Raw genomic sequence first — 26,168 nt, 5'->3', positions numbered from 1 at the left:
GTTTAATTAAACGTGTTCGCACAACACAAATTGAGTGAACAGCGCAAGCTATTTCATAACGTTCCTGCTTCTTTCTATAGCGTGTCCAATGCCGTATAAAATAGCTGCCAAAACAAGCATGTACATGAACGAAATCATGAAGTTTGGTATAAACGCATTCGTGGTACTAGTGTGCAATTCTGCGTCAGACAAGAAATTATTTGCAGCGTTTGAAGGTAAGAATTGCAGAATGTTTAAAAGAGGAGATATTGCAGGATCTGAAGTAATGAAATTAGTAACAGAAGCGGAAGAGGCAAAGATATTACTTCCTCCATACATAATTGCAATATGTGTAAGTTCAGAGATGGAACTGCAAATAAATGATACGATCATAGTTATCCAGATAACGTACTGAACTATCAATAGCCATAGAGTTCCGGCAGCTGCAGACTTGCATATCATTCCAACGCCGTATCCCATAATTGCAAAGAAAACCATGCAAATTGCCGAAAGTATCATCATATTAATAGACACATTGAAGAAGTGAACTTGTTGTCCTTGCCATAGTAAGAAGCAGTCGGAGAACATTGTTGATGATGCAATATTTAATATAATCATAGAGATTATTTGCATAATGAATGCATAAATTATTACTACAACTAATCTTGCTACTATAAGCAAATTGCGACGAGGCACAGCAATAATAGAGCCTTTTAAGGATCCATTCTTACGATCTCGTGTAGCAGCTTTTGCAGCAAAAACAATAAATACTATAGCGGCAGACAAAATAGCAGTAATAAATATTGACGTGGTTATATTTCTTACAGTATTGAGCGGTTCCTGAGGGTTACATCCAGCTTCTGCCGTGTAATTCATGAACATGCTACTTGGGGTGCAAGGTATAACAGCTTTTGATCCTTGTAAGCCTTGTGCTAAAAGAAATATTGGATTCATTCCCTTAGGAACAATACCGTGAACAAAAGTAGAAATAATTGATGAGGTGAAAATTGGAATAACAATAATCAGTGCTGTGCACCACCATGTAAACTTTGCGCATGCCAATTTAATTGTTTCAGATTTTAATACGTTTATGAAAGTTAAATTGTATCGTGTGAGTTTTCTTGGAGCTACTGCAGCAGTAGTTTTGTGTCTAGGATCACCCGTCATTGTATTTTCACCATTAATAGTTGATGCGTTCATCTTGCCCCTCCCTGAATATTATGTTGCAACTGCGGAGTGTTTTGTGATTGCTGCACATATTGCATTCGCTCAGGTTGTGCATATTGCATTTGATTTGCTTGTTGATTCAAATACTGTTCTTGAAGTGCTGCTTGATCTCGAGTTTTATTGAAGATGTACGGTGGCTTAGATACATACTGAGTGTGTCCGCTGGTTATTGCCATATACGCATCTTCAAGTGAAGAGCACTCTCTATTTAACTGGTATGTAACTAGTTGCTGATCCGCGAAATATTGCGCTAATTCTGAAATATTTACATTAGTTATTACAAAAGCTGCTCCGTCTTGTACGTCTTCGGTTTTGTAAGGAACAGGTGTAACAGTACAATTGCTGTACTTTGATTGCATAATATTCAAAAGTTTTTCTGGATCAGGTGTAATTACGCGAACTGCTGAATACTGAGAATAAGCTGCAGTAAAAGCTTCAACGCTTGTCCTCTGCAAAATATCTCCGTGAGCAATAATAACAAGATTATCTGCAGTGAGAGCAACTTCTCTAATCGAATTTGAACTTAGCAAAACTGCTCCGCCTCTACTTGCATAGTATCGGCAAAGTTCTCTCACCCATCTAATACCTTCTTGATCTAATCCATAAAATGGTTCGTCAAGAATAAGATTGTGAGGGTCTGCAAGAATAGCAGTAGAGATAGCAAGTCGCTTACGCATGCCTAGTGACATTGCGCCAATCTTAACATTTTTAGCAGAATTAAGGCCGGCCATGTCTATAACTTCTTGTACACGACTTTTTGGAATTTTATAAACTGCTGCGAAAGCATTTAAGTGATTTAATGCACTTATGCTTTCATCTTCAGTTTTGGTATTTAATACAATTCCTACTGTTTCAATTGGAGATGGAAGACTTTCATACGGCATGCCGTCAAAGAATCCGCTGCCGTTATTAGATTTCATAAGTCCGACTGCGCAATATAGTGCAGTAGATTTTCCGGAACCGTTAGGTCCGACAAAACCAGTAACTTTACCATCTTCTGCTACAAAAGAAACATTTTTTAGTACTCGCTTATTATCGTAGTACTTAGATATATTTCGTATCTCTAACATAGTTGAATTTTACTTCGTGGCACAGAACAAAATTTATGTTTATTAATGCTTCTACGAGTATTTTTACTTAGTGGAAAGGTCACGCATCACACATATAGTTGGGATTATGCCTACATTCACACGTGAAGAAATTGAGCATTTGGGTGTTCTATCCCAGATTGCCTTAAGCGACGAAGAAATCAGTCGCTTGCAAGGCGAATTAAACGTCATTGCAGAATCTATTAATAAAGTGCAGGAAGTTGCTGGCGAAGATGTGCCACCTACTGCAAATCCAGTGCCTTTGGAGGCTTATTTGCGTCCAGATGAGCCTGCTACACCTTTGACTCAAGAAGAAGCTCTTTCTGGTGCTCCTAAAAGTGAGTCTGGCATGTTTGTAGCGCCTCGAATTTTGGGGGAGGAGTAAAACATGACTAATACTCAAGATTTAGTAAAGCTTTCTGCTGCCGAGATGGCAAAGGCTGTGAAATCTAAAGAAGTTTCTAGCCGCGAACTTGTTGAAGCTCACTTGTCAGTTATTGAGTCTGCAGAACCAGAAATCAAGGCATTCTTGCATGTTTCTGCAGATATTGCTCTTGAGCAGGCAGATGCTTTTGATGCTAAGAATGCTAAGGGTGATACTGAAGGATTGCCTGAGTTGGCTGGTGTGCCAATTGCAATTAAGGACATGATTGTTACTAAGGGCATTCCTACTACTGCAGCATCTAAGATTCTCGAAGGCTGGGTTCCACCTTACGATGCTACTGTTATTGAAAAGCTCAAAGCAGCTGGCATGCCAATTTTAGGTAAAACCAATTTGGATGAGTTCGCTCAAGGTTCTTCTACAGAACATTCTGCTTATCAAACTACTTGCAATCCTTGGGATACTGAGCGTGTTCCAGGCGGTTCCGGCGGCGGCTCAGCTGCAGCGGTTGCTGCGTTCGAGGCTCCTATTGCTTTGGGCACAGATACTGGTGGTTCCATTCGCCAGCCAGGTGCTTTAACTGGTACAGTTGGTGCGAAGCCAACTTATGGTGGTGTTAGCCGTTTTGGTGCAATCGCTATGGCAAGCTCCTTGGATCAGATTGGACCTGTTTCTCGTACCGTTCTTGATTCTGCGCTTTTGCAGGAGATTATCGGCGGAAACGATAGGCGCGATTCTACTTCGATTCCAGCTCCTGTTCCTCCAATGGCTCAGGCTGCTCGTGAGGGCGCTCGCCGTGATTTGAAGGGCTTGAAGGTTGGTTTAGTTAAGGAGCTTAGTGGCGACGGATTCCAGCCAGGCGTTGAAGCGCGCTTTAATGAAGCTGTGCAATTGCTTAAGGATATGGGTGCAGAAGTAACAGAAGTTTCCTGCCCTCATTTCCCTTATTCTTTGGCTGCTTACTACATTATTATGCCTTCAGAAGTTAGCTCTAATTTGGCTCGCTACGATGGTATGCGCTACGGTTTGCGCGTGATGCCGCCAGCAGACAAGCCTCAGACTGCTGCAAATATGATGGCTGCAACTCGTGAAGCTGGTTTCGGTGACGAGGTAAAGCGTCGTATTATTCTCGGTACTTATGCACTTTCCGCTGGCTATTACGATGCGTGGTATGGTTCTGCACAAAAAGTTCGTACTCTTATTATTCGCGATTTCGAAGAAGCCTTTAATAAGGTAGATGTTCTTATTTCTCCAACAAGCCCTACAACGGCATTTAAGTTTGGTGAGAAGATGAACGATCCGCTTTCCATGTACATGAACGATATTGCTACGATTCCAGCGAACATGGCTGGCGTTCCAGCTTTGAGCCTCCCAGCTGGCTTAAGTGATGATGGTTTGCCTGTTGGTATTCAGATTATTGCTCCGCAATGCCATGATGAAAAGATGTACAAGCCTGCAGCAGCGTTGGAAGCAGCGCTTGAAGAGCAGTGGGGCGGCCCAATTTGGAAGTCGCTTAAAGCTGGCTGGCTCGATTCATTGGCTAAGTAAAGTGAAATAAAGCTTAAGTAAGAAGGATTCTCATGGCTGAAAAACTTATGAAATACGCCGATGCTGTGGAGCAATTTGACCCAGTTTTCGGCTTGGAAACTCACGTTGAGCTTAGCACTCGTACGAAGCTGTTCTGCCCAGCAGAAGTATCTTTTGGCGGCGAACCAAACACTCAGCTAACTCCTGTAAGCCTTGGTTTGCCAGGCTCTTTGCCAGTTGTAAACAAGACTGCGGTTGATTATGCTATTAAGCTCGGTTTGGCATTGCATTGCGAAATTGCTGAGTGGAGCCAGTTCGCTCGTAAAAACTACTTCTACCCAGATATGCCTCGCGATTACCAGATTTCCCAGTACGATAAGCCTACTAATGGCAACGGCTACTTAGATGTTGAGCTGGAAGATGGCACTGTGTTCCGCGTTCCGATTGAGCGTGCTCACATTGAGGATGACGCTGGTAAGAATACTCACGTTGGCGGCGCTGACGGTCGTATTGAAGGCGCAAATCATTCTTTGGTTGATTACAATCGTGCAGGTGTGCCTTTAATCGAGATTGTAACTAAGCCAATCGAAGGCGCAGGAAGCCGCGCTCCAGAAATTGCTGGCGCTTATATGCGTGCTATTCGCGATATTGTTCGCGCTCTCAACATTTCCCACGCTCGCATGGAGCAGGGCAATATGCGAGCTGACGTAAACGTTTCGCTCCGCAGAAAGCCAACCGATCCATTTGGTACGCGTTCAGAAACTAAGAATGTGAATACATTCCGCGGTATTGAAAAGACGCTGCAATATGAGATTCGTCGTCAGGCTGCTATTTTGAGCGAAGGTGGCGAGATTTTGCAGGAAACTCGTCACTGGGATGAGGCAACTCAGACTACTGCTGGTGGTCGTGTGAAGTCGGATGCTGACGATTATCGCTACTTCCCAGATCCTGATTTGGTTATGCTTCATATCACTAAAGAGCATATTGAGCGTATGAAGGCCGAAATGCCGGAAATGCCTCGCGAGCGTCGTAACCGTTTGCAAAGCGAATGGGGTATTAGCGATCTTGAAATGCGCGATATTTTGAACGCGGATGCTCTTGATTTGGTTGAAGAAACCGTTAAGTCTGGTGCAAGTGCGGCAGGCGCTAAGAAGTGGTGGCTTGGTGAGCTTGCTCGCGAAGCAAATACTCGTGGCGTGACTTTGGAAGAATTGCCTATTACTCCGCAAGATGTGGCTGAAGTTGAAAAGCTAATTGCAGATGGCAATCTTAACGATAAGCTTGCTAAGCAAACTGTTGCATGCGTTTTGGCTGGCGAGGGTAAGCCTGATGAAGTTGTTAAGAAGCACGGCTTTAAGGTTATGAACGACGACGGCGCTTTGGAAGCTGCTGTTGACGCTGCTCTTGCTGCTGATCCTGAAGTTGCAGAAAAGCTTAAGGCTGGAAATATGAAGCCGATGGGCGCAATTATTGGTGCTGTTATGCGTGCGACTAAAGGTCAGGCTGATGCTAAGGCTGTTACTAAGATTGTGATGGCAAAAATCAAGGCCTGAAATTTAAAATAAATTCTGCGCGTTCATGCTTATGAATGGAATATTCATGTGCGTGTGCGCGCAGATTTTTATATTTTTCTAAATTTTTAATAGTAGTAGCATTGAAAGTTGTAGTTTGTTATAACCTTTCTGATAAAATCTTTGTTTGTGTGTGTGGCTCGTAACTTATAGTGCGGGCTGCAAAAAGTTATTGTGTTGCAAGTGGGTGAGTATGAAGGAAACCAACGACGGTGATATCAGCTCTCGCAAGCTGCCTGAAAGTGTGATTATCCCAAATATTAAGGGAGAGATGGCTTATTTGCGGCCAGCATCCCTTAGTGATTTGCCGAAAATGGATGAGCTGCATGCCTTTGATAATTCGTACGTTATAACAGGTAAAGATTCCCAATGTGAAAGAGCAATGGTTCATGCCTGGGTGCAGCGTTCTAATCAGTGGTCAACAGGTTCTTGTGCATACAATGATTTATCTCAAGAGCGTTACGTTGACGATCCGCAGTGCCGTCCTACTATGGCTTGGGCTATAGTTCCCGAAGTTATCGACGATGCTGAAAACACTAGTGGAGATATTATCGGAATGATTTTTCTGATTGATATTGATGGCTGGTCGCGTTCTGCAAGAATTCAGGTTGTTCTTGGAAAAGATTATCGCAGTCGTGGATACTCTAGAGACGCTATGCCGCGAGTTATGACTTACGGTTTTGCTTCTGCACCTTCAGGTCTTGGTTTACACCGTATTTGGGTTGGTGTTCCTTCATCAAATTCTCGTTCGCTTTCTGTATATCAGTCTCTCGGCTTTGTGAAAACTGGTACTGCTCGCGATGCTTTTTGGGATTCTCAGAACAATAAATATCAAGACTTTGTTGTTATGGATACTCTTGCGGATGAGTATGATGCAATACGTTCATTAGATGCTTTTGGTTTGCATGTTATTGAAGAAAATCCTGGTGTAAAAGAAGCTTTAAGTTCTCACCAACATTCTATAGCAATACCTGTTAAGCGTGATAATACTGATGAGAAAACTTGGCCGTATGATTCGCGCGAAGCAGCAGAAACTTCTTCAAAGAAAGCATGGTGGCGTATTATAGGTCGTGGTCGTAAACGTGAGACAGAAGGGAAGCAATGAGCGCCGAAGATCTCGACAACTACGAAACTGATGCTGAACTTGCGTTGTACAAAGAGTACCGTGATGTAATTAAGCTTTTTACTTACGTAGTTGAAACGGAGCGTCGATTTTATTTAGCAAATAAAGTCGATTTTAATGTACGTTCAGCAGGTCAAGATGTGTATTTTGATGTGCAGCTTACAGACGCTTGGGTTTGGGACGTATATCGTCCTTCTCGTTTTGTAAAGAATGTTCGTATTGTTACTTTTAAAGACGTAAACGTAGAAGAAGTACAAAAAACTGATATTGATATTCCTGAGTCTATCGCGTGATACGCGTATGATTAGCTAGGATATGCATAAAAATTTGGCATAGCTTAGTAGTTTTGTGCCAAATTACGTATTGAGGTATGGAGGACAAGTGACGGAAGCGCAATCCCAAAAAGAATCTGTGGTAATCATCGGCGGAGGGCCGGCAGGGTTGACGGCAGCTTGGGAGCTTGTGAAGGACGGCGGTGCTGAACGCTATGATGTGACCGTACTTGAAGCTACTCGTGAATTCGGTGGTATTTCGCGTACTGTGAAATATAACGGGAACCGTATGGATATTGGTGGACACCGCTTCTTCTCTAAGGATGATCGAATCATGCAATGGTGGCGTGAAATGTTGCCTTTGCAGGGTTCCCCTTCTTATGACGATAAAAAGCTTGGTCGTCATCATGATTTGGAAGCAGGTGGCCCAGATCCTGAAGTTGAAGATGAAGTTATGTTGAAGCGTCATCGTGTTTCCAGAATTTTCTGGAATCACCATTTCTTCGATTATCCGATTTCTCTTTCTGCAGCTACTTTGCGTTCTATGGGCTTTATTTTGACTATGAGGGTTGGTTTTAGTTACTTGTGGTCTATGATTCATAAGTTGCCGGAAACCAATCTTGAGAACTTCTACATTAATCGTTTTGGTAGGAAGCTTTATTCCATGTTCTTCGAAGGTTATACTGAGAAGCTTTGGGGCAGGCATCCAAGCCAGATTTCTGCTGATTGGGGTGCTCAGCGTGTTAAAGGCTTGAGCATTGTGGAAGTTTTGAAGAATGCTTTCTCTAAGCTTATGCCAAAGAAGAAGGGCAAGAAGAAGGAAGTAGAGACTTCTCTTATTGAAGAGTTCTGGTATCCAAAGCTTGGCCCAGGCCAGTTGTGGGAGACTGTAGAACGTAGATGCCGCGAGAATGGTGCTACAGTTCGCACAGATGCTAAAGTTGTGGCAATTAAACAGTCGGAAGGTAAGATTTCTGGCGTTGTTGTTGAAGATGCAAATGGTGAGCGTTCTGAATTGCATGCTGATCAATTCATATCTTCTATGCCGATTAAGGATTTGGTTGCTGCACTTGAACAGGGTGCAAATGGCAACAAGAAGGCTGAAGTTCCAGCAGAAATGCAACGTGTTGCTAAGGGCTTGCCTTATCGTGATTTCGTAACTGTTGGTCTTTTGGTAAAGCGTTTACGCTTGCGCAATACGACTACAATCCCAACTCTTGGAAATCCTCCTATTGTGCCAGATTGCTGGATTTACGTTCAGGATCCTGGCTATAAGGTCGGTCGTTTGCAGATTTTCAACAACTGGAGTCCTTACCTTGTTAAAGATGTTGATAATACTGTTTGGATTGGTCTCGAATACTTCTGCGAAGAAGGCGATGATTTCTGGAATATGAGTGATGATGAGGCTCGCAAGATGGCTATTGACGAGTTGACTCGTATGCAGGTTATCAACGGTGAGGAAGATGTTCTTGATTCTCATCGTGAGCGCGTGCCAAAGGCTTATCCAGCGTACTTCGATACTTATTCACAAATGCCTGAGCTGATTGATTACTTGGATGGTTTTGGTAATTTGTATTGCGTTGGACGTAACGGTCAGCATCGTTATAATAATCAGGATCATTCCATGGCAACTGCAATTGAAGCTGTTGAGAATATTCACACTGGAGCAACTTCTAAAGCAAATGTCTGGTCTGTTAATACTGAAAAGTCTTATCACGAAAAGAAGTAAGTTTAGTCACTTTTAAATAATTTAATTTCAGAAAAGTAGTTTACTAAAAGCGCTAAGTTTAGTCGGCATGAGCTGATTTTCTTAGCGCTTTTTGCTTTTTATGAAGTGTAAAATTTTTACGCATATACGAAACACTCTGTAAGAAACTTATTTGTGCTGTGAGTCGCGTACATATGATATCTTTACAAAAGTTCACATGCTACACATTGTTATGTGTGAGCGTGAATTCGTAGCGGATTTTCCGCAATCTTCCACACAAAGCTCTCCGGAGTTCTATTCCGCGTGAGTCAAGGAAAGGTATAATAGTGGCAATAAGCCAGAATCTTAAAGATATGAAGCTTCCTGAGCTTAGGGATCTTGCTAAGCAGATGGGTTTGCGTGGTACATCTACTATGCGTAAACCTGATTTGGTTGCAACTATAACTGCTGCTCGAAATGGGGGAGAAGCTCCAGCTGGTGTAACGGTTCGTGTGCCTAAAGTTACGGGCTATGACATTGAGTCGTTGGAAAATCTTGTTCCTGATGATAAGTCGAAACGCCAGTATATGGAATCTGATGCATCGCGTAATGCGTTAGATGATATTGAAATTTCAGATGCAGATGTTAACAATCGGGAAGATAAACCGCGGTATCGTGAATCTTTACGCGGAAATGAACGAGACAATGGCGTAGAAAACGATTTTGAGCGTCGCAGGTTTGTGCAAAATCATGATGATAATAATGGTGCTGAGAATGTCTCTCGCGATCTTGATCAGATTTTAGCGTTGCTTCCTGGTGATGAAGAAGACGAGGAATCTTCTCGCCGTTCTTCTGATAGTAGAGATGCTGATTTGCGTCGTCAACGCGGCGGAAGAGATTATAATCGCGGTGATTACAACGATAGAAACGAACGTTCGGATCATTTCCAGCGTCGTATGCGCGCTCGTACTCGCGATTACGATGAAGAACACGATGATAGATCTGATCGCGATGAACGTTCAGAGCGCTCAGAACGCGGTGATCGCAGCGAACGCATGAGTAGAGCAGAGCGCATGAATCGTTCAGAGCGCATGAATCGCGCAGAGCATAATGATAGATCTGATAGATCTGATCGTAATGCTGATCGTGAGTCTCATCGCGAAGAACAAGCTGAAGAGCTTGTTCCAGTCGCAGGAATTATAGATGTTCTTGAATCTTATGCCTTTGTGCGCACGTCAGGATATTTGCCTGGACCGAATGATGTTTATGTGTCTATGAGCCAAATCAAAAAGTATGGTTTGCGTAAAGGTGACGCAGTACAAGGCTCTATTCGTGCTCCTCGTGAAAGCGATCGCCGCAATCAGCGTCAAAAGTTTGTTCCTTTGCAAAGTGTCGATACTATTAACGGTATGAGTGTTGAGGATGCTCAGACTCGTCCTCAGTTTGCTAAGCTCACGCCTTTGTATCCGCATGAGCGTCTTAAGCAAGAGACTACTGCAAATCGTATTCTTGGCAGAGTTATAGATTTGGTTGCTCCTATTGGTAAGGGTCAGCGTGGATTAATAGTTTCGCCTCCAAAAGCAGGTAAAACTATTACTTTGCAGAATATTGCAAATGCTATTACTACCAACAATCCTGAAGTGCATTTGATGGTTGTTCTTGTTGATGAACGCCCTGAAGAGGTTACTGATATGGAGCGCACGGTTCAGGGTGAAGTTATTTCTTCCACCTTCGATCGTCCTGCAACAGATCACACTACTGTTGCCGAGCTTGCTATTGAGCGCGCTAAGCGTCTGGTTGAGCTTGGTCAGGATGTTGTAGTTTTGCTTGATTCTATGACTCGTCTTGCTCGTGCATACAATATTGCTGCTCCTGCTTCTGGACGTATTCTTTCCGGCGGTGTGGATGCTCAGGCTTTGTACCCTCCAAAGAAGTTCTTTGGCGCTGCTCGAAATATTGAGGACGGTGGTTCTCTTACTATTATCTCTTCTGCTTTGGTTGAAACTGGTTCCAAGATGGATGAGGTTATTTTCGAGGAGTTCAAGGGCACTGGCAATATGGAGTTACGCTTGAGTCGTGACTTGGCAGATAAGCGTCTCTTCCCTGCAGTTGATATTAACGCGTCTGGTACTCGTCGTGAGGAGCTGATCACTCCTGCTAATGAGCTTCCGATTATTTATCGTTTGCGTCGTTTGTTTGGCGGTCTTGATGCTGAGCAGGCGTATCAGACTTTGGTGCCGCGTTTGAAGAAAACTGCTTCTAATCGTGACTTCCTAACTGCTATTACTCAGCAAGCTGGTGCTGCAGTTAATAATGGTGCTTCTGCACAGTCTGCTGTTTGATTTTAAGCAGATTCGTTAGTTGCGCACATTAGTTTAATTGCGTGGATTATCGCATTTATCTTATAAGTAAAGTCGCCCTGTACTTGTTATTTAAGTAAGGGCGACTTTATTTTTACTCTAGTATTATCTATTTATCTGCTAATTTGTAACGCAACTTAAGTAAATTGTGTTACTTTTGTTGAAAATTATTTCTGTTTATCGTTTTGCTTAGAAATCGCAAAACGTCGCATACGAACTACTCCCTCTTTAACGTCCTCAGGTTTTCCTGCGTACGATAATCTAACGAATCCGGATCCTTCTGATCCAAATGCTTCGCCTGGAACTACTGCTACAGATTCTTCTTCTAATAGTTTTCTACTAAATTCTTCGGAACTAAGTCCTGTAGGACGTACGTCAACGAATGCATAGAATGCTCCTTGCGGTTCTACTAGTCGTAGAGCGGAACAATCTGAAAGATTTTCCATTACTATTTTGCGCTTTGATCTGTATTCTTCGCGCATTGCTTTTACGTGATCTTGAGGACCATTGAAAGCTGCGATTGCGCCGTATTGTGCTGTTGAATTAACCGAAGAGTGCATCATTTCTGCGACTTTGCTGGTTTGTTCAATTATATTTTCTGGAGCTAGAATGTAGCCTATGCGCCAACCAGTCATTGCGTAAGTTTTTGATAAACTTTCTACGATTATTGTTCGTTCGTGCATGCCTTCTGCTGCGGCTATTGATGGAGCTACAAACTTTCCTTCTGGCTCACTTGATGCATCGCTTGAGAATATAAAAGGATGATAAACTTCGTCTGAAATTACCCACAAGTCGAATTCGTTACAAAGTTTTGCTACTTCCGCTAGCTCTTCTGCTGTAGTTACGGCACCTGTTGGGTTTCCTGGAGAGTTGATAATTATTGCGCGCGTACGAGGTGTAATCGCTTTACGGATCTCATCAGCGTTTACGTGCATTCCGTGTTCTGGTTTGAGCGCTACTGTTACAGGAATAGCGTCGCACATAAGTACTTCTGCATCGTATGAAGTGAAGTATGGTGAAGGTATTATTACTTCGTCTCCTGGATCTACTACTGCTTTAATTGCTAAGTAAAGCCCTATAGTAGCGCCGTCTACTGCTTGTATTTCTGTATCTGCGTTGTATGTTAATCCCTTTACTCGTTTCGTATAAGCTGCTGCGGCTTTTCTGAATTCTTCTATGCCTAATACGTCTGTGTATTTTGTTTTTCCTTCGCGCAATGAATCGCATGCTGCTTCTACTATGTGCTGTGATGCTGTTTCGCCAGGTTCGCCCAGACATAGTGATATTGCGTTTGGTATTTTTTCTACTCGGTCGAATACGTCTCTAATACCGGACCTAGGTATTTTTATTGTGTGTTCTGCAATTTTTGTCATCTGGAACTCCTTGGGTGCGGGCTAATAAATTTTGTAAAACGGACGGTAGTAATAATTTTTAGTATTTATTGATAGTACATTTTATTGATGTACGCAACGTTTGAATTAAGTTACGAAATATAGAAAGTTCTGTAAATTTTTTCAATTACGTAAAATAATTCTATAATCTTTTCGAGTATTTTGGTTTTATTGTTCAATAAATTGCGTATTCTTAAAAATTCTAAGCATGTGCTTATATAGATAAACATATGATTTTTTTCTGTAGAAACAAAATTTTTTGTATAATTTGATTCTTTTTCGTTAAAAAATACGGTACTATAAAATCGACTGCAGGATACATAATCGCAGTTTGGTCTATCGTCTATTTCGAGAATGGAGGCCGCATGACGAACAACTCTAATAAAGTTGAAGCGAGCACGGTCATGGATTCTACCGATGCAATAATAGTAGACATCCTTGAGCATGATGGACGTGCAACGTTGACGCGGTTAGCAAAAGCTTCGGGATTGTCAGTTTCTGCAGTACAGTCGCGTGTGCAAAAACTGGAGCGTAAAGGTATTATTACTGGTTACCGTGCCCTCATAGATTACGAGCGCCGTGGTTTGCCAGTAAGCGCATTTGTGTCAGTTACGCCACTAGATTTTGAACAGGAATCTACTGTACCGACGAAGCTTCGTGATATTGAAGGCATCGAAGCCTGCTATTCTATTACTGGCAGCCCTAGTTTTATGCTGGTAGTGCGCGTTGCAACTCCAAGCAAATTGGAAGAATTAATCAACACTATCCACAAGGTCGTTCCGGTTATTACTGAAACAACTATGGTTTTGCAAACATATTTTGATTAATTTATTCTAGATACCACATGTGTGATTTTTCTAAAATAACGGTTGGCGCTCGTGAGGCTCTCAACAATTCCAGTCACGAGGATTGTGCCAATGAGATTCTCGCTTTGCGCCAATCGATTGACAATATTGACAATGCTGTTATTGCGCTTTTGGCTGAGCGTTTCAAATGCACGGAAAAAGTTGGTGTAATTAAAGCGCGAAATCATATTTCTCCAGAAGACAAAGTGCGAGAAAAATCACAAATAATACGCCTAAAAGAAGTCGCAAAAAACGCAGGATTATCAGAAGATATAGCTTTGCAATATCATAATTTTGTTGTTACTGAAGCAAAAAAGCGACATAAAGAAATAGCTAATAGTGATAATCAAGAAAAATAGCGAGAATAGCACTTCTTGTTAGAATTTTGCTCTAAGCGGTAAAAGTTGCGTATTTGCGTACAAAACAGAGTGTGTTTTATTTTTAAATAATATTATTGAGGACGGCAAAATGACTATCGCAACTGTTGAACGTTATGCGCAAATGCTTGATTCTGCAAGCCGTGGAGCATACGCTTATCCTGCTATTAACGTTACGAGTACGCAAACTCTTAATGCTGCGCTTCAAGGATTTGCTGAGGCTGAATCTGATGGTATTATTCAAATTTCTGTAGGCGGGTCATCGTACTTTTCAGGACAGTCTGTAAATAATCGTGTAGTTGGCTCCTTGGCTTTCGCAAGTTTTGCGCACGAAGTTGCATCACATTACCCTAATATCACTATCGCACTTCACACAGATCACTGCGCTGAACAGTATTTAGACGATTGGATTCGTCCGCTACTTTTACGCGAAGCAGAGCAAGTAAAAAAAGGTGAGGAACCGCTTTTTCAATCACATATGTGGGATGGTTCAACTATTCCTTTAGATCGTAATTTGCGCATTGCTGAAGAGCTTCTCGAGGCATCACAGAAAGCTCGTACAATTCTAGAAATTGAAATTGGTGCAGTAGGCGGCGAAGAAGACGGCCAAAAAGCAGATATCGATGAGCGTCTCTATTCAACAGTGGAAGATGCAGAGAAAGTTGTAGAAAGTCTTGGCTTAGGCGAACGCGGAAGATATATGGCTGCTTTTACTTTCGGCAATGTTCACGGCTCATATAAACCGGGAGTTGTGAAACTGCGCCCAAAGCTTCTTCAAGAAATTCAGCAGAATGTGTACGAAAAGTATAAAGAAACTTGCGATTCACGTGCTTTTGGTACGTCTAAAAAACCATTCTTACTAGTATTTCATGGCGGTTCTGGTTCTAAACCTGAAGAGATTGCTGAAGCCGTTAATTATGGCGTAGTTAAAATGAATATTGACACTGACACGCAGTACGCTTTTACTCGCGCTATAGCTGGTCATATGTTCCGAAATTATGATGCAGTTTTGAAAATAGACGGTGAAGTTGGTGAAAAGAAACTATACGATCCTCGTTCTTGGGGCAGAGAGGCTGAAAAAGCTATGGCAAAGCGCGTTGTACAAGCTTGCGTGGAGCTTGGTTCAGCCGGCAAAGCGTTGAAATAATAACAGTTTTACGCAATTCTGCCTATTGTTATTATTTCGGTAGGGGCATAGCGCTAGGCTATTACCCGGTAGGGTTGTGAAATTTGAGCAATGTTAGCTCAAAAAATGGAGGTGCGGCATGCCTGGAATTGTGCTTATAGGTGCTCAATGGGGTGACGAAGGTAAAGGCAAAGCGACAGATTTAATTGGCTCTAAAGTCGACATTGTTGCACGCTTTAACGGCGGTAATAACGCTGGACATACAGTAGTAGTTGGCGATAAGTCTTACGCTTTACACTTACTGCCAAGTGGTATTATTAGTCCTAATGTGACACCTGTTATTGGAAACGGTGTTGTAGTAGACCCTGAAGTTCTTCTTGAAGAAATTAACGCATTGCAATCTCGTGGAGTTGATTGCTCTCGACTGTTACTAAGTGAAGCTGCGCATATTATTACGCCGTATCATCGCGTAATCGATAAAGTTACCGAGCGCTTCCTTGGAAAGCATAAGATTGGTACAACTGGTCGTGGTATTGGACCTACTTATGCGGATAAAATTAATCGTGTTGGTATTCGTGTGCATGATTTGTTCAACGCTGAACATTTGCGCGATAAAGTTGAAGCTAGCTTGCATCAAAAGAATCAGATGCTTGTGAAATTGTACAATCAGCATCCTCTAGATGTTGATGAAGTAACTGCTCAACTTGTGGAACTTGGAAAACGCTTAAAGCCATATGTTGCAGATACGTCATTGATATTGAACAAGGCGATGGATGAAGGAAAAACTGTACTGTTTGAAGGCGGACAAGCTACCATGCTCGACGTTGATCACGGCACATATCCTTTCGTAACATCATCAAATCCTACGGCAGGTGGAGCTTGCACAGGTACTGGCGTAGGCCCTACACGCATTAATCGCGTAATTGGTGTGGCTAAAGCTTATATAACTCGAGTTGGTGAAGGCCCATTCCCAACTGAACTTTTAGATGAACAAGGTGACTGGTTAAGAGAACAAGGTCACGAGTATGGTGTGACAACTGGTCGCCCACGTCGTTGCGGATGGTTTGATTCTGTAGTAAGCAGATACGCTACTCGCGTGAATGGTTTAACCGATATTGTTCTTACTAAACTTGACGTTCTTACCGGCTTAAAAGAAATTCCTGTATGCGTAGCTTACGACGTAACTTTAAGCGACGGAACAGTAAAGCGCGTAGATGAGATGCCAGTAGATCAATCTATGTTCGCTTCAGCAAAACCAGTTTATGAGATGCTTCCAGGCTGGAGCGAAGATATTTCACAAATTCATAAGTTTGAAGATTTACCAGCTAATACTCAAAACTACGTTAAGCGACTTGAAGAGCTTTCGTATTGTCGTATTTCTGCCATAGGCACAGGCCCTCAGCGTGATCACATTATTAGCGTTCATTCATTGATTGACTAATGTGATTTACTAGAGGTTTATTATGAATTGTTGAGTATTCCAGGACGGCACTTTTGTTTATAGAAGTGCCGTTTTGGTTTATGCAATGCAGTTAGTGGGTATTTATAACGGCTTGTGGATAGAAAAATTTACGATTTGCAAAAATTTGGTGGTGTGATTAATGGACGCAAAAGAAAATAAATCTCATCATAATCATAAACACTTCGATTTGATAATTTACGCGGTTGTGTTTATTGGAGGAGTTTTTGGAGTACTGGTGCGTACTGGTATTTCTGCTTTTTCGCGCATTATTCACACTTCTGAAGGTCATTCTCTTATATTCGGTCATATTACTTTAGGCACTTTTATTTCAAATATGCTTGCATGCTTTATTTTTGCTGCAGTAAGTTCGCTGGTAGTTGCAATAGCATCTTCTAGGCGCAAAGAATTATGCAAATATGCGTTGGGAACGGGTTTTTGCGGCGGATTGTCAACAATGTCTACTTTTGCTTTTGAAGGTATGGCTTCTCTTATTTTTCCGTGTGGTATATTTGCTTTGCTTCTTATGATATTGTCAATTGTTTTAGGTGTTTTTAGCGCTTTAGCAGGAAGTTTATTAGGTAGCAGTATTGCCGAAAAAATTAGCTTAAAACGCAAGGAAAATATTGATGAGAATAGTATGACTTCCGAGGCGGTGGAATAGTGGAAACTTGTATTTTGCCTATACTAATTCCATGCGTGTGTGGTGGACTTGGAGCAGTATGCAGATGCGCTGTTACTCGCGGAATTTCAAATATTTGGAAACGTAATTTTCCTATTGCGACGCTTATTATAAATGCGTTTGCTTCTTTTGTTATGGGAGCAGTAATGTTTGCTTCGCAATGTTTAATATATGATTTTGTTCCTTTGCGCGGATTGTCTTTATGCGCGATAACTGGATTTTTGGGTGGATTTTCTACTTTTTCTACAGCAATTTTTGAGGGCGTTGAGTTTATGCAAAAGAAAGATATAAGAAATTGCATTAAGATTCTCAGTTTGGAATTATTTATACCGTTATTCTGTGCTTTGGCTGGGTTTGTGTCGGTTCAACTGTTTATATTCTCTATTGCAAGAATATAGCGTTTTTCATCTTCGAAGTTTATTGATTAGAGATCAGAGTGAATAAGGATCGATTTGTGATTTTAAAAAGCATGAATAACGTTTTACGTGCAGTTTCCGCTCGTTTTAGGGAAACTTTTAGACTTCTTCGCTGGAAAAAAGTGTGCGCTGGTGCTCTTGTTGGTATTATTTCTGGTGCTTTAGTAGTTTTGTACCGTCTTGGCATTGAGTATGGTACTGATTTTGCTCTTTGGGCGTATGTGAAAATTCAAACGTACTGGCTTTGGGTAGTACTGTGCATTGTAGGAGCAGTGTTTATTGGTTTGTTCATTGGTTGGATGAGCAGACGTGAAAGCATGGCTTCAGGAAGTGGAATTCCGCAGGTTGTTGGTTATGAAAAACACGGCCTTGATATGAAATGGAACACTATTCTACCAGTTCGTTTTGTTGGTGGCTTGCTTGGTTCTTTATTTGGTTTATCTCTTGGACGTGAAGGCCCATCTATTCAGATTGGAGCTTGCGGCGGTCAAATGCTTTCGCGAGTTTTGCGAGGTAAGAAGACTTACGGCGATGAGAATGAACATTATATGGTAACTGCTGGTGCAGCTGCTGGTCTTTCTGCAGCATTTAGTGCACCACTTTCTGGTCTTATGTTCGCTTTGGAGGAAGTTAGGCACAGTCTTTCTTCTACTGTGCTTATTACAGCAGCTACTGCATCTTTATGTGCTGATTTTATTGCTCAAACTTGTTTAGGTCTTAAACCGGTTTTAGATTTTGGTATTATTCCAGATTTGCCTATTGAACTTCATTGGTGGCTTATACCTTTAGGTATTTTTTCCGGAATAGTTGGTTCTTTGATGAACCGTTCTCTTCTTGGATTGCAAACTTTGTATAAGCATTTGCCTTCTTGGATGCCAGTTTCGCTAGCCTGCTTAATAGCAATTCCAGTAGGTTTGTTCTTGCCGGAAGTGCTTGGAGGTGGAGCCAATCTTATACGTATTTCTGAATATGGAAGAATTAGCATACTGTTTTTGTGCGTACTGTTTGTTGCAAAAATGATTTTTACTTCTACTAGCTTTGGCTGTGGTGCTCCTGGCGGAATTTTCATGCCAATTCTTTCAGTTGGTGCTCTTGCTGGCGGCGTTGCTGCTCGTGCTATTACGGATACGTCAATATTTGGGGTTGATAAAAAGTTTATTGCAGTGTTTGCGGTTTGCGTTATGGCAGGAACATTGTCTGCTTCCGTTAAAGCACCATTGACATCTATTCTGCTTACTGTTGAAATGTCAGGAACGTTACTTCATACTTTGCCGGTTGCTGCATCAGCGTTTATAGCTTTACTCGTGTCTGATATGCTGCGCACTAAGCCTATTTATGGTGAATTGCTTAATCGTTATATGAAAGATCATGGTGATCTTGTAGTCACAAGCAAGTAATGTGCATAACTTTTTGGCATAATTTCAACCTTTATTGAGGCTGTATCCACATTAGTAAAAAACTATTGCAATGATTTAGTGTTATGCGTTTCAATAGGCGCATGAATGTTAATACTGATACACGAAGTGATTTGCCTGTTCAACAGCGTAGGCAAATATATACCTACCCTCCGCAGCTTTCGCAGAGTAAAGATATTAGAACTCAAAATGTTGGTAGTGAGATTGCTGTAAAAAATACTGCTGTAACTTCTTGCATAAACGCTGATAGTGCGTTTGAAAATACATTTTCAAAATATGAGGATGTAAATGATGCGAAAGATTTTATTACAGATTCATATGAATCTTATGAGGAAAAAGATCTTAAAGAATTTCCTCATAATATAGTAGTTGGTTCTGCTGCTTGCGATGGTATAGGCTTAAGTACCACTCTATCCATGCTCGCAAAATATTTAGCAGATCAAGATTTAAGTGTTGCATTAATTGATGCCGATATGGATAACGGTGGCATAGATGTTTTATTAGGTCTTGAATCTGATGAAGGTAGAAGACTGCAAGAAGTAGAAGCACCATTGGGACGTTGCGATGGCAATGTTTTGAAACATGAAATTCTGCACTGGGATGGTGTGGACGTGTTGGCTTATGCTCCTTGGCATGGAGATGCTCCTAAACCGTGGGTTGTTGAAGCTGCTATACGCGCACTCGCAGATGTTTGTGATGTTGTGATTATAGACATAGGTTCTGGTGCTGCAGCAAGGAAACTACTAGAAAATACTCCTATGCTTTCTTTAGTTCCAACAATTTTTGCTACTGAACTTTCTGTATTGTCATTAGCTAGACTTCGTATGCATTTAAAAAGATTATCCGAAGAAAATGAACTATTCTCTGATGAAGCTAATTTAACTGTTATTGGGTTAGATCCTAGAGGTCTTTCATCTAGAGCAGCAGTACTGAATACAAATGAAGCAGCTGAATATTTAGAAACTTCAGTATCTGGAAGAGTAGTTCATAACTCAAAACTATATGCAGATATTATTGGCGGATATGGCATCAAATGTATACCAAAATCTTCAGAAGAAGCAATGAAACAGTTGTATGAGTGGCTTTTTGGAGATCAGAAAGCAAATACTTCTCGACGTTATCGTCGTCACGCAACAAAATCAAAGGGGAATCATGCTACTAAAAGATTTTGATCGAGCAAAAATTGAAGCACAATCATGCTATGAAAAAAGGAAATGCGATATAGATTTTGGAATATTGCAAAATTTTGCAGAAAACTGTTCAGTAACAGATATGGTGGTTACGGAAGATGGTCGCGTTTGGGTAGATAAAGGTGAAGGTCTTAAAGAAAAAAGTACAAGAGTGCCTTTAAGTAATCCTTCTGTTTTGCGAGAGTATTCAGTTTGGCTGTGTGCGCAATTAGGTAAACGTTTAGACGACGCATGTCCTATTGCAGACGCTTCTAGTGAATCAGGTATACGAATTCACGCAGTTATATCTCCAATTGTGTCTAAAGGGGCTGCGCTATCTATACGATTTCCAGCATTGCAACATTACGATTTAGCTACATTAAGTGATATAGGAATGATGCCAAAAGAAATCCTATTAGTGTTGGAAAAACTTGTAAAAATGCGGGCAAATATACTTATTACGGGTAGCACAGGATCTGGAAAAACAACGTTGATGAAAGCGCTACTTGCTGCTGCGAATGCTCAAGATCGTATTGTGTCTGTAGAAGAAGTAAGAGAATTAGGAAATATTGCAGTTCATCACGTGTCATTAAGTGTTAGAGAAGCAAATGTAGAAGGTGCTGGGGCTGTAGGATTGCCGCAACTAGTGAAAGCAACTTTGCGAATGAGACCAGACAGAATCATACTAGGCGAATGTAGAGGCGAAGAGATAGCAGATTTGCTTAGAGTTTTCACATCTGGTCATCATGGTGGAATGACAACTTTACATGCTGATGAGGTTGATAGAGTACCAGCAAGACTTATGGCATTAGGTTTACTTGCGGGGCTTAAGCCAGAAGCATTGTGTTCTTTATCTGCAGGAGCTTTTGATGTGATTATTCACGTCCAACGAGCCATTGACGGTAAACGTTATATACGTGAATTGGGAGTATTGCAATCTATAAACGGCGGTGAAGTATTGAAAGGAATTTCAATACTGAGAGTAAATAAGGATTCTAAACATATGAGTATAGAAATTTTTCCGGAATGGAACATTTTTGCAAAAAAATGGGGTTTGTGTAAATCTTCCAACTCAGTTTGCAAAGTATGAAATAGTGTGAGAGAAAATGTGGGGAGAATATGGATATTGAAGAAGCACTTGCTGCTTTAGTTGCAGCGTTAAGATCTGGGGCTTCATTTGAAACGATTATGCAAAGAGAACAAGTTGAAGAGAGTGGAGAGAAAAAAATAGTTATTTTACGAAATAAAAATTTTTCGCAAAATAATTTAAAAACGCGTGTAAAAAAGTGTAATTGTAATTCAGTAAGCATTGTTTCTATTCAAAAGTGGTTAGAAAAACGATGCCTTAGTGAATATAAGAAAATTAACGCTAGAAAACGTTCTGTGATTGAGAAAAATATTCGTGAAGTTTCAGAAAATTTAATGGCTGCATACACTTTGAGCAATACTCTTGGCTGCGCAATTGCAGAGTGCGTAGAAGCAACTATGTCATCTTATCACGCAAAACGTAGGGCAGAAGATTTGCGTGCAGACGTTGCTGCTATGCCACAAGCAACTATTAAATTACTTTCTGCGCTGCCGGCATTAGCTTTAGTTGCTGGAGAATTCTTAGGTGGTCATCCTGTGAATATGTTGATAACAAATTCTTACGGTTGGGTGTTTCTTGCAATTGGATTATCTTGCTACGGTTTTGGGGTTTTGTGGATAAAAACAATTATTCGTTCTTCTAGGATCGCAATGTTAAAAGCAGTATCGGGGGTGTGATTTGGAATATTTACATCAACTATGGCTTATTTTTCCATTTTTTATGATTTTTGTATGGCAGTGCTGCAATGTTAGTGAAGAAGCGTGTGCTTTAGGTGAGCGCTCGCTGTTGCCGTTGCAAAGGATGAGTTTAAAGTATGAAAGAAGATGCAGTAATTCAGAAGATATTGACCCAATTCTAGGACTGCATATGATTATGGTTGCGCTTCGAAGTGGGGTGTCTATTCCACGAGCATTAAACACTGTTGGAGCTGCTATGCCTGGAGGAAGAGGTTTGTGGATGGAATCTGTTTCTAAAGCGCTTCTTTCTGGATGCACATGGCGTGAAGCTTGGTCTGCTCCGTACAGTGTTGATTATTCTACTAAAAGCGGAAGCAACTCTTTGATGCTGTCCCACTGGCTTTCTACTTCTTTGGAAGAATCGTGGTGTTGCGGTGCTTCTCCAGTTCCTGTGCTTCGCGCTCTTACAAATAATTATGAGCAAAGTTTGCGTAATGTTGCTAGGCAAGAAACCGCAAGATTATCAGTGCGTTTGCTGCTGCCAGTTGGTTTGTGTTTTCTTCCAGCTTTTCTTTGCATAGGTATTTTGCCAACAATAGTTTCAATGGTTCGTTAATTTTTTAATTAATTTGTTGGGAATATTCTACATTTCCGCATAATGCCGCCGTTTTTGCGGTGTTTATAGCCTGTATCCACAATGCATATTTTTTCTTTGTAAGAGATTGCATTGTTGCAAAAATAGTTTTATCCGAAAATTTCGGATGCCTTAAATTGAAAGGTGGATTAATTATGGTTGGGATTGCACAAGAGTTGTCGTCTCGGTGCATTGTTGTTGGGATGCAATGCAACGAACGACTTATCGCAGCCGAACAGGCTGTAGAAAAGTGGCATGCGAAGCTAATCAAATTAACTCATAAAAGTGACGAAGGTGCAGTAACAGCAGAATATGCTGTTGTACTTATTGCTGCTACTGGTTTTGCTGCGCTTCTAGTCGCTATTTTGAAATCAGATGATATTCGCAAAACGCTTACTGATGTAGTGAAAAAAGCGCTCAAAATTGGCTAATAAATCGTAAGAAAATTGTATTAGTTTTATGAAATGAGCCTATTATGCAAAATCGGTTGTTAGAAAATGTGCAGAAGTATCTGAAATATAATCTTAAGCACAATAATTTAAAAGCTTTTGATGACGGTGCTGTAACTGCAGAATTTTCTGTTGTTCTTCCAGCTGTTGTACTTCTTGCTCTTGTACTATTTGGTGTTGGTAGAGCTGTTGTATGCAGTATGAATTGTCACGATGCTGCAGCTCAAGTGGCATATTATATTGTTACTCATCGCAATACTCGTGATGTTAATAATATTGTTACTAAAGTAGCTGGTCCGGGCGCTTCTGTGCGTGTGACTAAAAACAATAATTTTGCAGATATTGTTGTACGTTGTCAGGTGTTCCCAGATCCTTTGCATATTCTTCCTACTGTTGTTGAAAGCAGAATATCGCAGGTAGTGTCATGAAGCATTCGCTGCAGTGTAACCGTTTTGCTATTTTATTTCGACGCGCATGTAAGAAAGCAGATTGCGGCGCTGGCACAATGCTTGGCATTATGCTAGTGCTAGCAATCTGCGCTATGCTAACGTTTTCGGCAGTTTTAGGATCAGTTTTAATTGCAAAACATCGCGCTCACGCTGTTGCAAGCGTTGCTGCTCTTTCTGGTGCAGCTACTTTGCAACGTGCGGAAGGTGATGCGTGTGATGTTGTCGCAAGTACAGTAAGTGCTAATAATGCAATAATGGAATCCTGCAAAATTATTAATGATGATGTTACCGTGAAAGTTAGTGTTCCTTTAAATTTTCCGTTTGCTAGTAACGTAAGTGTAATAGTGCGTGCAGGTTTAGAAGATTGCGCAAAAGTTCGGTAAATTTTGTAACTTGAAGTTCGTCAGCTTTCAAGGCAAAGGATACTGCTAATCTGGAGTAAGTTATATTGGGGAAATAGTTAGGTGGCGGTAGGTTAGAAATCATGGCACTTGCACTATATCGACGTTATCGTCCGGACACGTTTGATGGGGTTATTGGACAGGATCAAGTTACCGTTCCGTTGTGTAGAGCCTTAGATAAAGGTCATATTACGCACGCGTATTTGTTCTCTGGACCGCGCGGATGCGGAAAAACGAGTTCTGCGAGAATATTGGCTCGTTGTATTAATTGTGAACAAGGGCCTACTTCTCATCCTTGCGGAAAATGCCAAAGTTGTAAAGATTTAGCAACTGGTGGTCCTGGTTCTATAGATGTTGTAGAAATAGATGCTGCAAGTCACAACGGTGTTGATGATGCTCGAGAGCTTCGCGAGCGTGCAGGTTTTGCACCTGCGCGAGACCGTTACAAGATTTTTATTCTTGACGAAGCTCATATGGTAACTCCTCAAGGCTTTAACGCTCTTTTAAAAATTGTCGAAGAGCCTCCAGAGCACGTAATGTTTATTTTTGCCACAACTGAGCCAGATAAGGTGATTGGTACTATTCGTTCTCGTACACACCATTATCCGTTTAGGCTTGTTCCTCCAGAAGTAATGTCTCCATATTTGGAAGATATTTGCAAGAAGGAGGGCATTGAGCCTGCTCCTGGAGTGTTGCGCTTAGCGATGCGAGCTGGTGCAGGTTCAATGCGAGACACTCTTTCAGTATTAGATCAATTAATGGTTGGTGCTGAAAATGGTGTTATTGCCTTAGACTCTGCAGTAGCGTTACTAGGATTTACTCCTAGTTCGCTAATAGGAGAAGTTGTTGATGCTCTTATTAACGCCGACGGAGCTGCAGTTTATGACGTTGTAAGAAGAGTTATTGTTGGTGGATTTGATACGCGTAAATTTGTAGAAGATTTGCTTGGTCGTCTCCGTGATTTACTGCTTATAGTATCTGCTGGTCAAAAAGCATCAGCTGGTTTCTTTAACGATATGGCGCCTGAAGATTTGGAAGATTTGCGTAAACAAGCAGATAAGTTAACTTTGGTTGATTTATCTCGTATGGCGCAAACTGTGAATAATGCATTTGCTGGTATGGCAAGTGCAGTTTCTCCTAGAATGAATCTTGAAATTTTGATGGCAAGATTATTAGCTGAGCGTGACGAAAAGATTAATGAATCTTCTTCTAACACAGTTTCATCTAATTCTACTTCGCATAATTCTTCAGTAAAGCAAACTAATAGTAGTGAAACTCATGAAAAACCTGCTGTAAGTCATTTTATTGGTTCAAAATCTAATTCCGATAATGCAAAAATAGAGCAGGAAGTTTCGCAAACTTCTACTAGTACTGTTAAAAAGCTAAGTGTTGACGAAAAGTGGGATCTAGTAGTAAAAGGACTTCCGGAAGACGTACGTGAGTATGTTACGCGCAATAATGTGCCGGAAGTATCTCTCTCTAGCGACCAAAATGGTAGACAAAAATTAGTTTTAACTTTTGATCAGCCTATAAGTCAGCATGCTTTTGCGCTCGCTTTGTGCGCAACAAGTCCTTACGAAGGTAAGAAAGTTCCTGTTGTTGTTATGCAAGCAGTAAGAGAAATTTTTGGTGCAGATACAATGATTGCGCCTGCTCCTGTTGCTGCAAACGGGGAAAGAGTTGAATCTGTGTCTCGAATGAGTCAAGAGGCACTTTCAAAAGTTAAACGCGAAGTGCTATTGCGAAAAACCGGTATTTCTACAGGAATAAATCTTAAAGAAAAAGCTAAAACGCAAGAAAAAAACGAAAATCTGAAAGAGAATAACACAACAACTTCTGATTCGGATTTTCTTCACTCTGATGGCTCCGCAGCATCAGTAGTTAATCATCAAACTGCGGAAAGTGCTGCTACTAATGCTCAAATATCGAGTGTAGATGATGATGCTTGGGCAGATATGTCATCTGTGCCGATGTCTGATGTTATGAGCATGCCGTTTAGTGAGCAAAAAGCTTTTAGTTCTAAACAAGAGCAAGAAAGCGTTGTAGCTAAAAACACTGTAGAAAATGCTTCTTCTGCAAATTACCACTCTAATATCCGTAATTTTAATAACGATGCTGCTAACAGTGGAGTGAATGAATCTGAAGTTGACTCATCCAAGCTGCAGGAAACTTCTTCAGCTAAAACCATATCTACAGGAGCTGAAGAAGACGAATGTTCTATGGATGACGATTCGTTAGATATTTCAGCGAATGTAAACGTTGACGAACTAAAGCAGATTTTTGAAGTTAAAGCGGTAGAAGAATTTGCTGCAAGTGATCCAAAAAATCCAAAAAATATGGTTTTGGCAGCAAAAAAGAAGCAGGAGGAGTAATTC

25 protein-coding genes are annotated in these 26,168 nt (G+C 41.1%); 22 read left to right on the top strand and 3 right to left on the bottom strand.

Annotated elements, in window-relative coordinates; all coding sequences use genetic code 11:
* Positions 1-48: 48 nt before the first annotated feature.
* Both ACPFYS_RS03495 and ACPFYS_RS03490 read right to left on the bottom strand, forming a co-directional pair.
* Positions 49-1,179, bottom strand: coding sequence for a hypothetical protein (locus ACPFYS_RS03495; protein WP_427875935.1), 1,131 nt, complete (start codon positions 1,177-1,179; stop codon positions 49-51).
* On the bottom strand, positions 1,176-2,276 hold the full coding sequence (locus ACPFYS_RS03490) for an ABC transporter ATP-binding protein (protein ID WP_427875934.1): 1,101 nt from the start codon (positions 2,274-2,276) through the stop codon (positions 1,176-1,178). Before ACPFYS_RS03490 ends, ACPFYS_RS03495 begins: the two co-directional genes overlap by 4 nt.
* A 106-nt stretch (positions 2,277-2,382) precedes the next feature.
* On the opposite strand from ACPFYS_RS03490, the gene gatC reads away from it, so the two are divergent.
* The 7 genes from gatC to rho all read left to right on the top strand — a co-directional run bounded on the left by gatC (position 2,383) and on the right by rho (position 11,198).
* The gene (gene gatC, locus ACPFYS_RS03485) at positions 2,383-2,679 is read left to right on the top strand and encodes an Asp-tRNA(Asn)/Glu-tRNA(Gln) amidotransferase subunit GatC (protein WP_391496148.1); all 297 of its coding nucleotides are present in this window, start codon (positions 2,383-2,385) and stop codon (positions 2,677-2,679) included.
* Positions 2,680-2,682: 3 nt separating this feature from the next.
* Positions 2,683-4,224 carry an Asp-tRNA(Asn)/Glu-tRNA(Gln) amidotransferase subunit GatA gene (gene gatA, locus ACPFYS_RS03480; protein ID WP_427875933.1) on the top strand — a complete coding sequence of 514 codons (1,542 nt, stop codon included), beginning with the start codon at positions 2,683-2,685 and terminating at the stop codon, positions 4,222-4,224.
* 32 nt (positions 4,225-4,256) lie between these two features.
* Complete coding sequence (gene gatB, locus ACPFYS_RS03475) at positions 4,257-5,756, top strand: Asp-tRNA(Asn)/Glu-tRNA(Gln) amidotransferase subunit GatB (protein WP_427875932.1); 1,500 nt, start codon at positions 4,257-4,259, stop codon at positions 5,754-5,756.
* A 211-nt stretch (positions 5,757-5,967) separates the two neighbouring features.
* Positions 5,968-6,879 (top strand): GNAT family N-acetyltransferase, encoded by a 912-nt coding sequence (locus tag ACPFYS_RS03470; RefSeq protein ID WP_427875931.1) that lies wholly within the window; start codon positions 5,968-5,970, stop codon positions 6,877-6,879.
* Positions 6,876-7,190, top strand: a complete 315-nt coding sequence (locus tag ACPFYS_RS03465; RefSeq protein WP_004105898.1) for a DUF2469 domain-containing protein — start codon at positions 6,876-6,878, stop codon at positions 7,188-7,190. The genes ACPFYS_RS03470 and ACPFYS_RS03465 overlap by 4 nt, the downstream gene beginning before the upstream one ends.
* Before the next feature lie 88 nt (positions 7,191-7,278).
* The gene (locus tag ACPFYS_RS03460) at positions 7,279-8,898 is read left to right on the top strand and encodes an NAD(P)/FAD-dependent oxidoreductase (RefSeq protein WP_427875930.1); all 1,620 of its coding nucleotides are present in this window, start codon (positions 7,279-7,281) and stop codon (positions 8,896-8,898) included.
* Between the two features lie 305 nt (positions 8,899-9,203).
* Positions 9,204-11,198 (top strand): transcription termination factor Rho, encoded by a 1,995-nt coding sequence (rho, locus tag ACPFYS_RS03455; protein ID WP_427875929.1) that lies wholly within the window; start codon positions 9,204-9,206, stop codon positions 11,196-11,198.
* 185 nt (positions 11,199-11,383) lie between these two features.
* Here the strand turns inward: rho and ACPFYS_RS03450 are convergent, their stop codons facing one another.
* Positions 11,384-12,589: a pyridoxal phosphate-dependent aminotransferase gene (locus ACPFYS_RS03450; protein WP_427875928.1), complete on the bottom strand. Its 1,206-nt coding sequence runs from the start codon at positions 12,587-12,589 to the stop codon at positions 11,384-11,386.
* 383 nt (positions 12,590-12,972) lie between these two features.
* Here ACPFYS_RS03450 and ACPFYS_RS03445 point away from each other — a divergent pair, with 383 nt between their 5' ends.
* The 15 genes from ACPFYS_RS03445 to dnaX all read left to right on the top strand — a co-directional run bounded on the left by ACPFYS_RS03445 (position 12,973) and on the right by dnaX (position 26,165).
* A complete protein-coding gene (locus tag ACPFYS_RS03445) occupies positions 12,973-13,434 on the top strand; it encodes an Lrp/AsnC family transcriptional regulator (protein ID WP_427875927.1) in 462 nt (153 codons plus the stop codon).
* A gap of 17 nt (positions 13,435-13,451) precedes the next feature.
* The gene (locus ACPFYS_RS03440) at positions 13,452-13,811 is read left to right on the top strand and encodes a chorismate mutase (protein ID WP_427875926.1); all 360 of its coding nucleotides are present in this window, start codon (positions 13,452-13,454) and stop codon (positions 13,809-13,811) included.
* A gap of 109 nt (positions 13,812-13,920) precedes the next feature.
* The gene (gene fbaA, locus ACPFYS_RS03435) at positions 13,921-14,976 is read left to right on the top strand and encodes a class II fructose-bisphosphate aldolase (protein WP_427875925.1); all 1,056 of its coding nucleotides are present in this window, start codon (positions 13,921-13,923) and stop codon (positions 14,974-14,976) included.
* A 118-nt stretch (positions 14,977-15,094) separates the two neighbouring features.
* The gene (locus ACPFYS_RS03430) at positions 15,095-16,396 is read left to right on the top strand and encodes an adenylosuccinate synthase (protein WP_427875924.1); all 1,302 of its coding nucleotides are present in this window, start codon (positions 15,095-15,097) and stop codon (positions 16,394-16,396) included.
* Between the two features lie 160 nt (positions 16,397-16,556).
* On the top strand, positions 16,557-17,078 hold the full coding sequence (locus ACPFYS_RS03425) for a FluC/FEX family fluoride channel (RefSeq protein ID WP_427875923.1): 522 nt from the start codon (positions 16,557-16,559) through the stop codon (positions 17,076-17,078).
* Positions 17,078-17,494, top strand: a complete 417-nt coding sequence (locus tag ACPFYS_RS03420) for a fluoride efflux transporter FluC (RefSeq protein WP_427875922.1) — start codon at positions 17,078-17,080, stop codon at positions 17,492-17,494. Before ACPFYS_RS03425 ends, ACPFYS_RS03420 begins: the two co-directional genes overlap by 1 nt.
* A gap of 71 nt (positions 17,495-17,565) precedes the next feature.
* On the top strand, positions 17,566-18,909 hold the full coding sequence (locus ACPFYS_RS03415; RefSeq protein ID WP_427877632.1) for a ClC family H(+)/Cl(-) exchange transporter: 1,344 nt from the start codon (positions 17,566-17,568) through the stop codon (positions 18,907-18,909).
* Between the two features lie 101 nt (positions 18,910-19,010).
* Complete coding sequence (locus tag ACPFYS_RS03410; protein WP_427896770.1) at positions 19,011-20,099, top strand: hypothetical protein; 1,089 nt, start codon at positions 19,011-19,013, stop codon at positions 20,097-20,099.
* Positions 20,100-20,199: 100 nt separating this feature from the next.
* Positions 20,200-21,186, top strand: coding sequence for a CpaF family protein (locus tag ACPFYS_RS03405; protein ID WP_427896801.1), 987 nt, complete (start codon positions 20,200-20,202; stop codon positions 21,184-21,186).
* A 29-nt stretch (positions 21,187-21,215) separates the two neighbouring features.
* On the top strand, positions 21,216-21,860 hold the full coding sequence (locus tag ACPFYS_RS03400) for a pilus assembly protein TadB (RefSeq protein ID WP_427875919.1): 645 nt from the start codon (positions 21,216-21,218) through the stop codon (positions 21,858-21,860).
* A gap of 43 nt (positions 21,861-21,903) precedes the next feature.
* The gene (locus ACPFYS_RS03395) at positions 21,904-22,476 is read left to right on the top strand and encodes a type II secretion system F family protein (protein ID WP_427875918.1); all 573 of its coding nucleotides are present in this window, start codon (positions 21,904-21,906) and stop codon (positions 22,474-22,476) included.
* A gap of 173 nt (positions 22,477-22,649) precedes the next feature.
* Positions 22,650-22,925 carry a DUF4244 domain-containing protein gene (locus tag ACPFYS_RS03390; protein WP_427875917.1) on the top strand — a complete coding sequence of 92 codons (276 nt, stop codon included), beginning with the start codon at positions 22,650-22,652 and terminating at the stop codon, positions 22,923-22,925.
* 44 nt (positions 22,926-22,969) lie between these two features.
* Positions 22,970-23,371, top strand: coding sequence for a TadE/TadG family type IV pilus assembly protein (locus ACPFYS_RS03385; RefSeq protein ID WP_427875916.1), 402 nt, complete (start codon positions 22,970-22,972; stop codon positions 23,369-23,371).
* Positions 23,368-23,775, top strand: a complete 408-nt coding sequence (locus ACPFYS_RS03380; RefSeq protein WP_427875915.1) for an Rv3654c family TadE-like protein — start codon at positions 23,368-23,370, stop codon at positions 23,773-23,775. The genes ACPFYS_RS03385 and ACPFYS_RS03380 overlap by 4 nt, the downstream gene beginning before the upstream one ends.
* Positions 23,776-23,876: 101 nt before the next feature.
* Positions 23,877-26,165, top strand: a complete 2,289-nt coding sequence (gene dnaX, locus ACPFYS_RS03375; RefSeq protein ID WP_427875914.1) for a DNA polymerase III subunit gamma/tau — start codon at positions 23,877-23,879, stop codon at positions 26,163-26,165.
* The last annotated feature ends 3 nt before the right edge of the window (positions 26,166-26,168 follow it).

This window comes from Gardnerella sp. 2492, from assembly GCF_050320365.1.
GTDB lineage: Bacteria > Actinomycetota > Actinomycetes > Actinomycetales > Bifidobacteriaceae > Bifidobacterium.
This window is presented reverse-complemented; position numbering and strand designations above follow the sequence as displayed.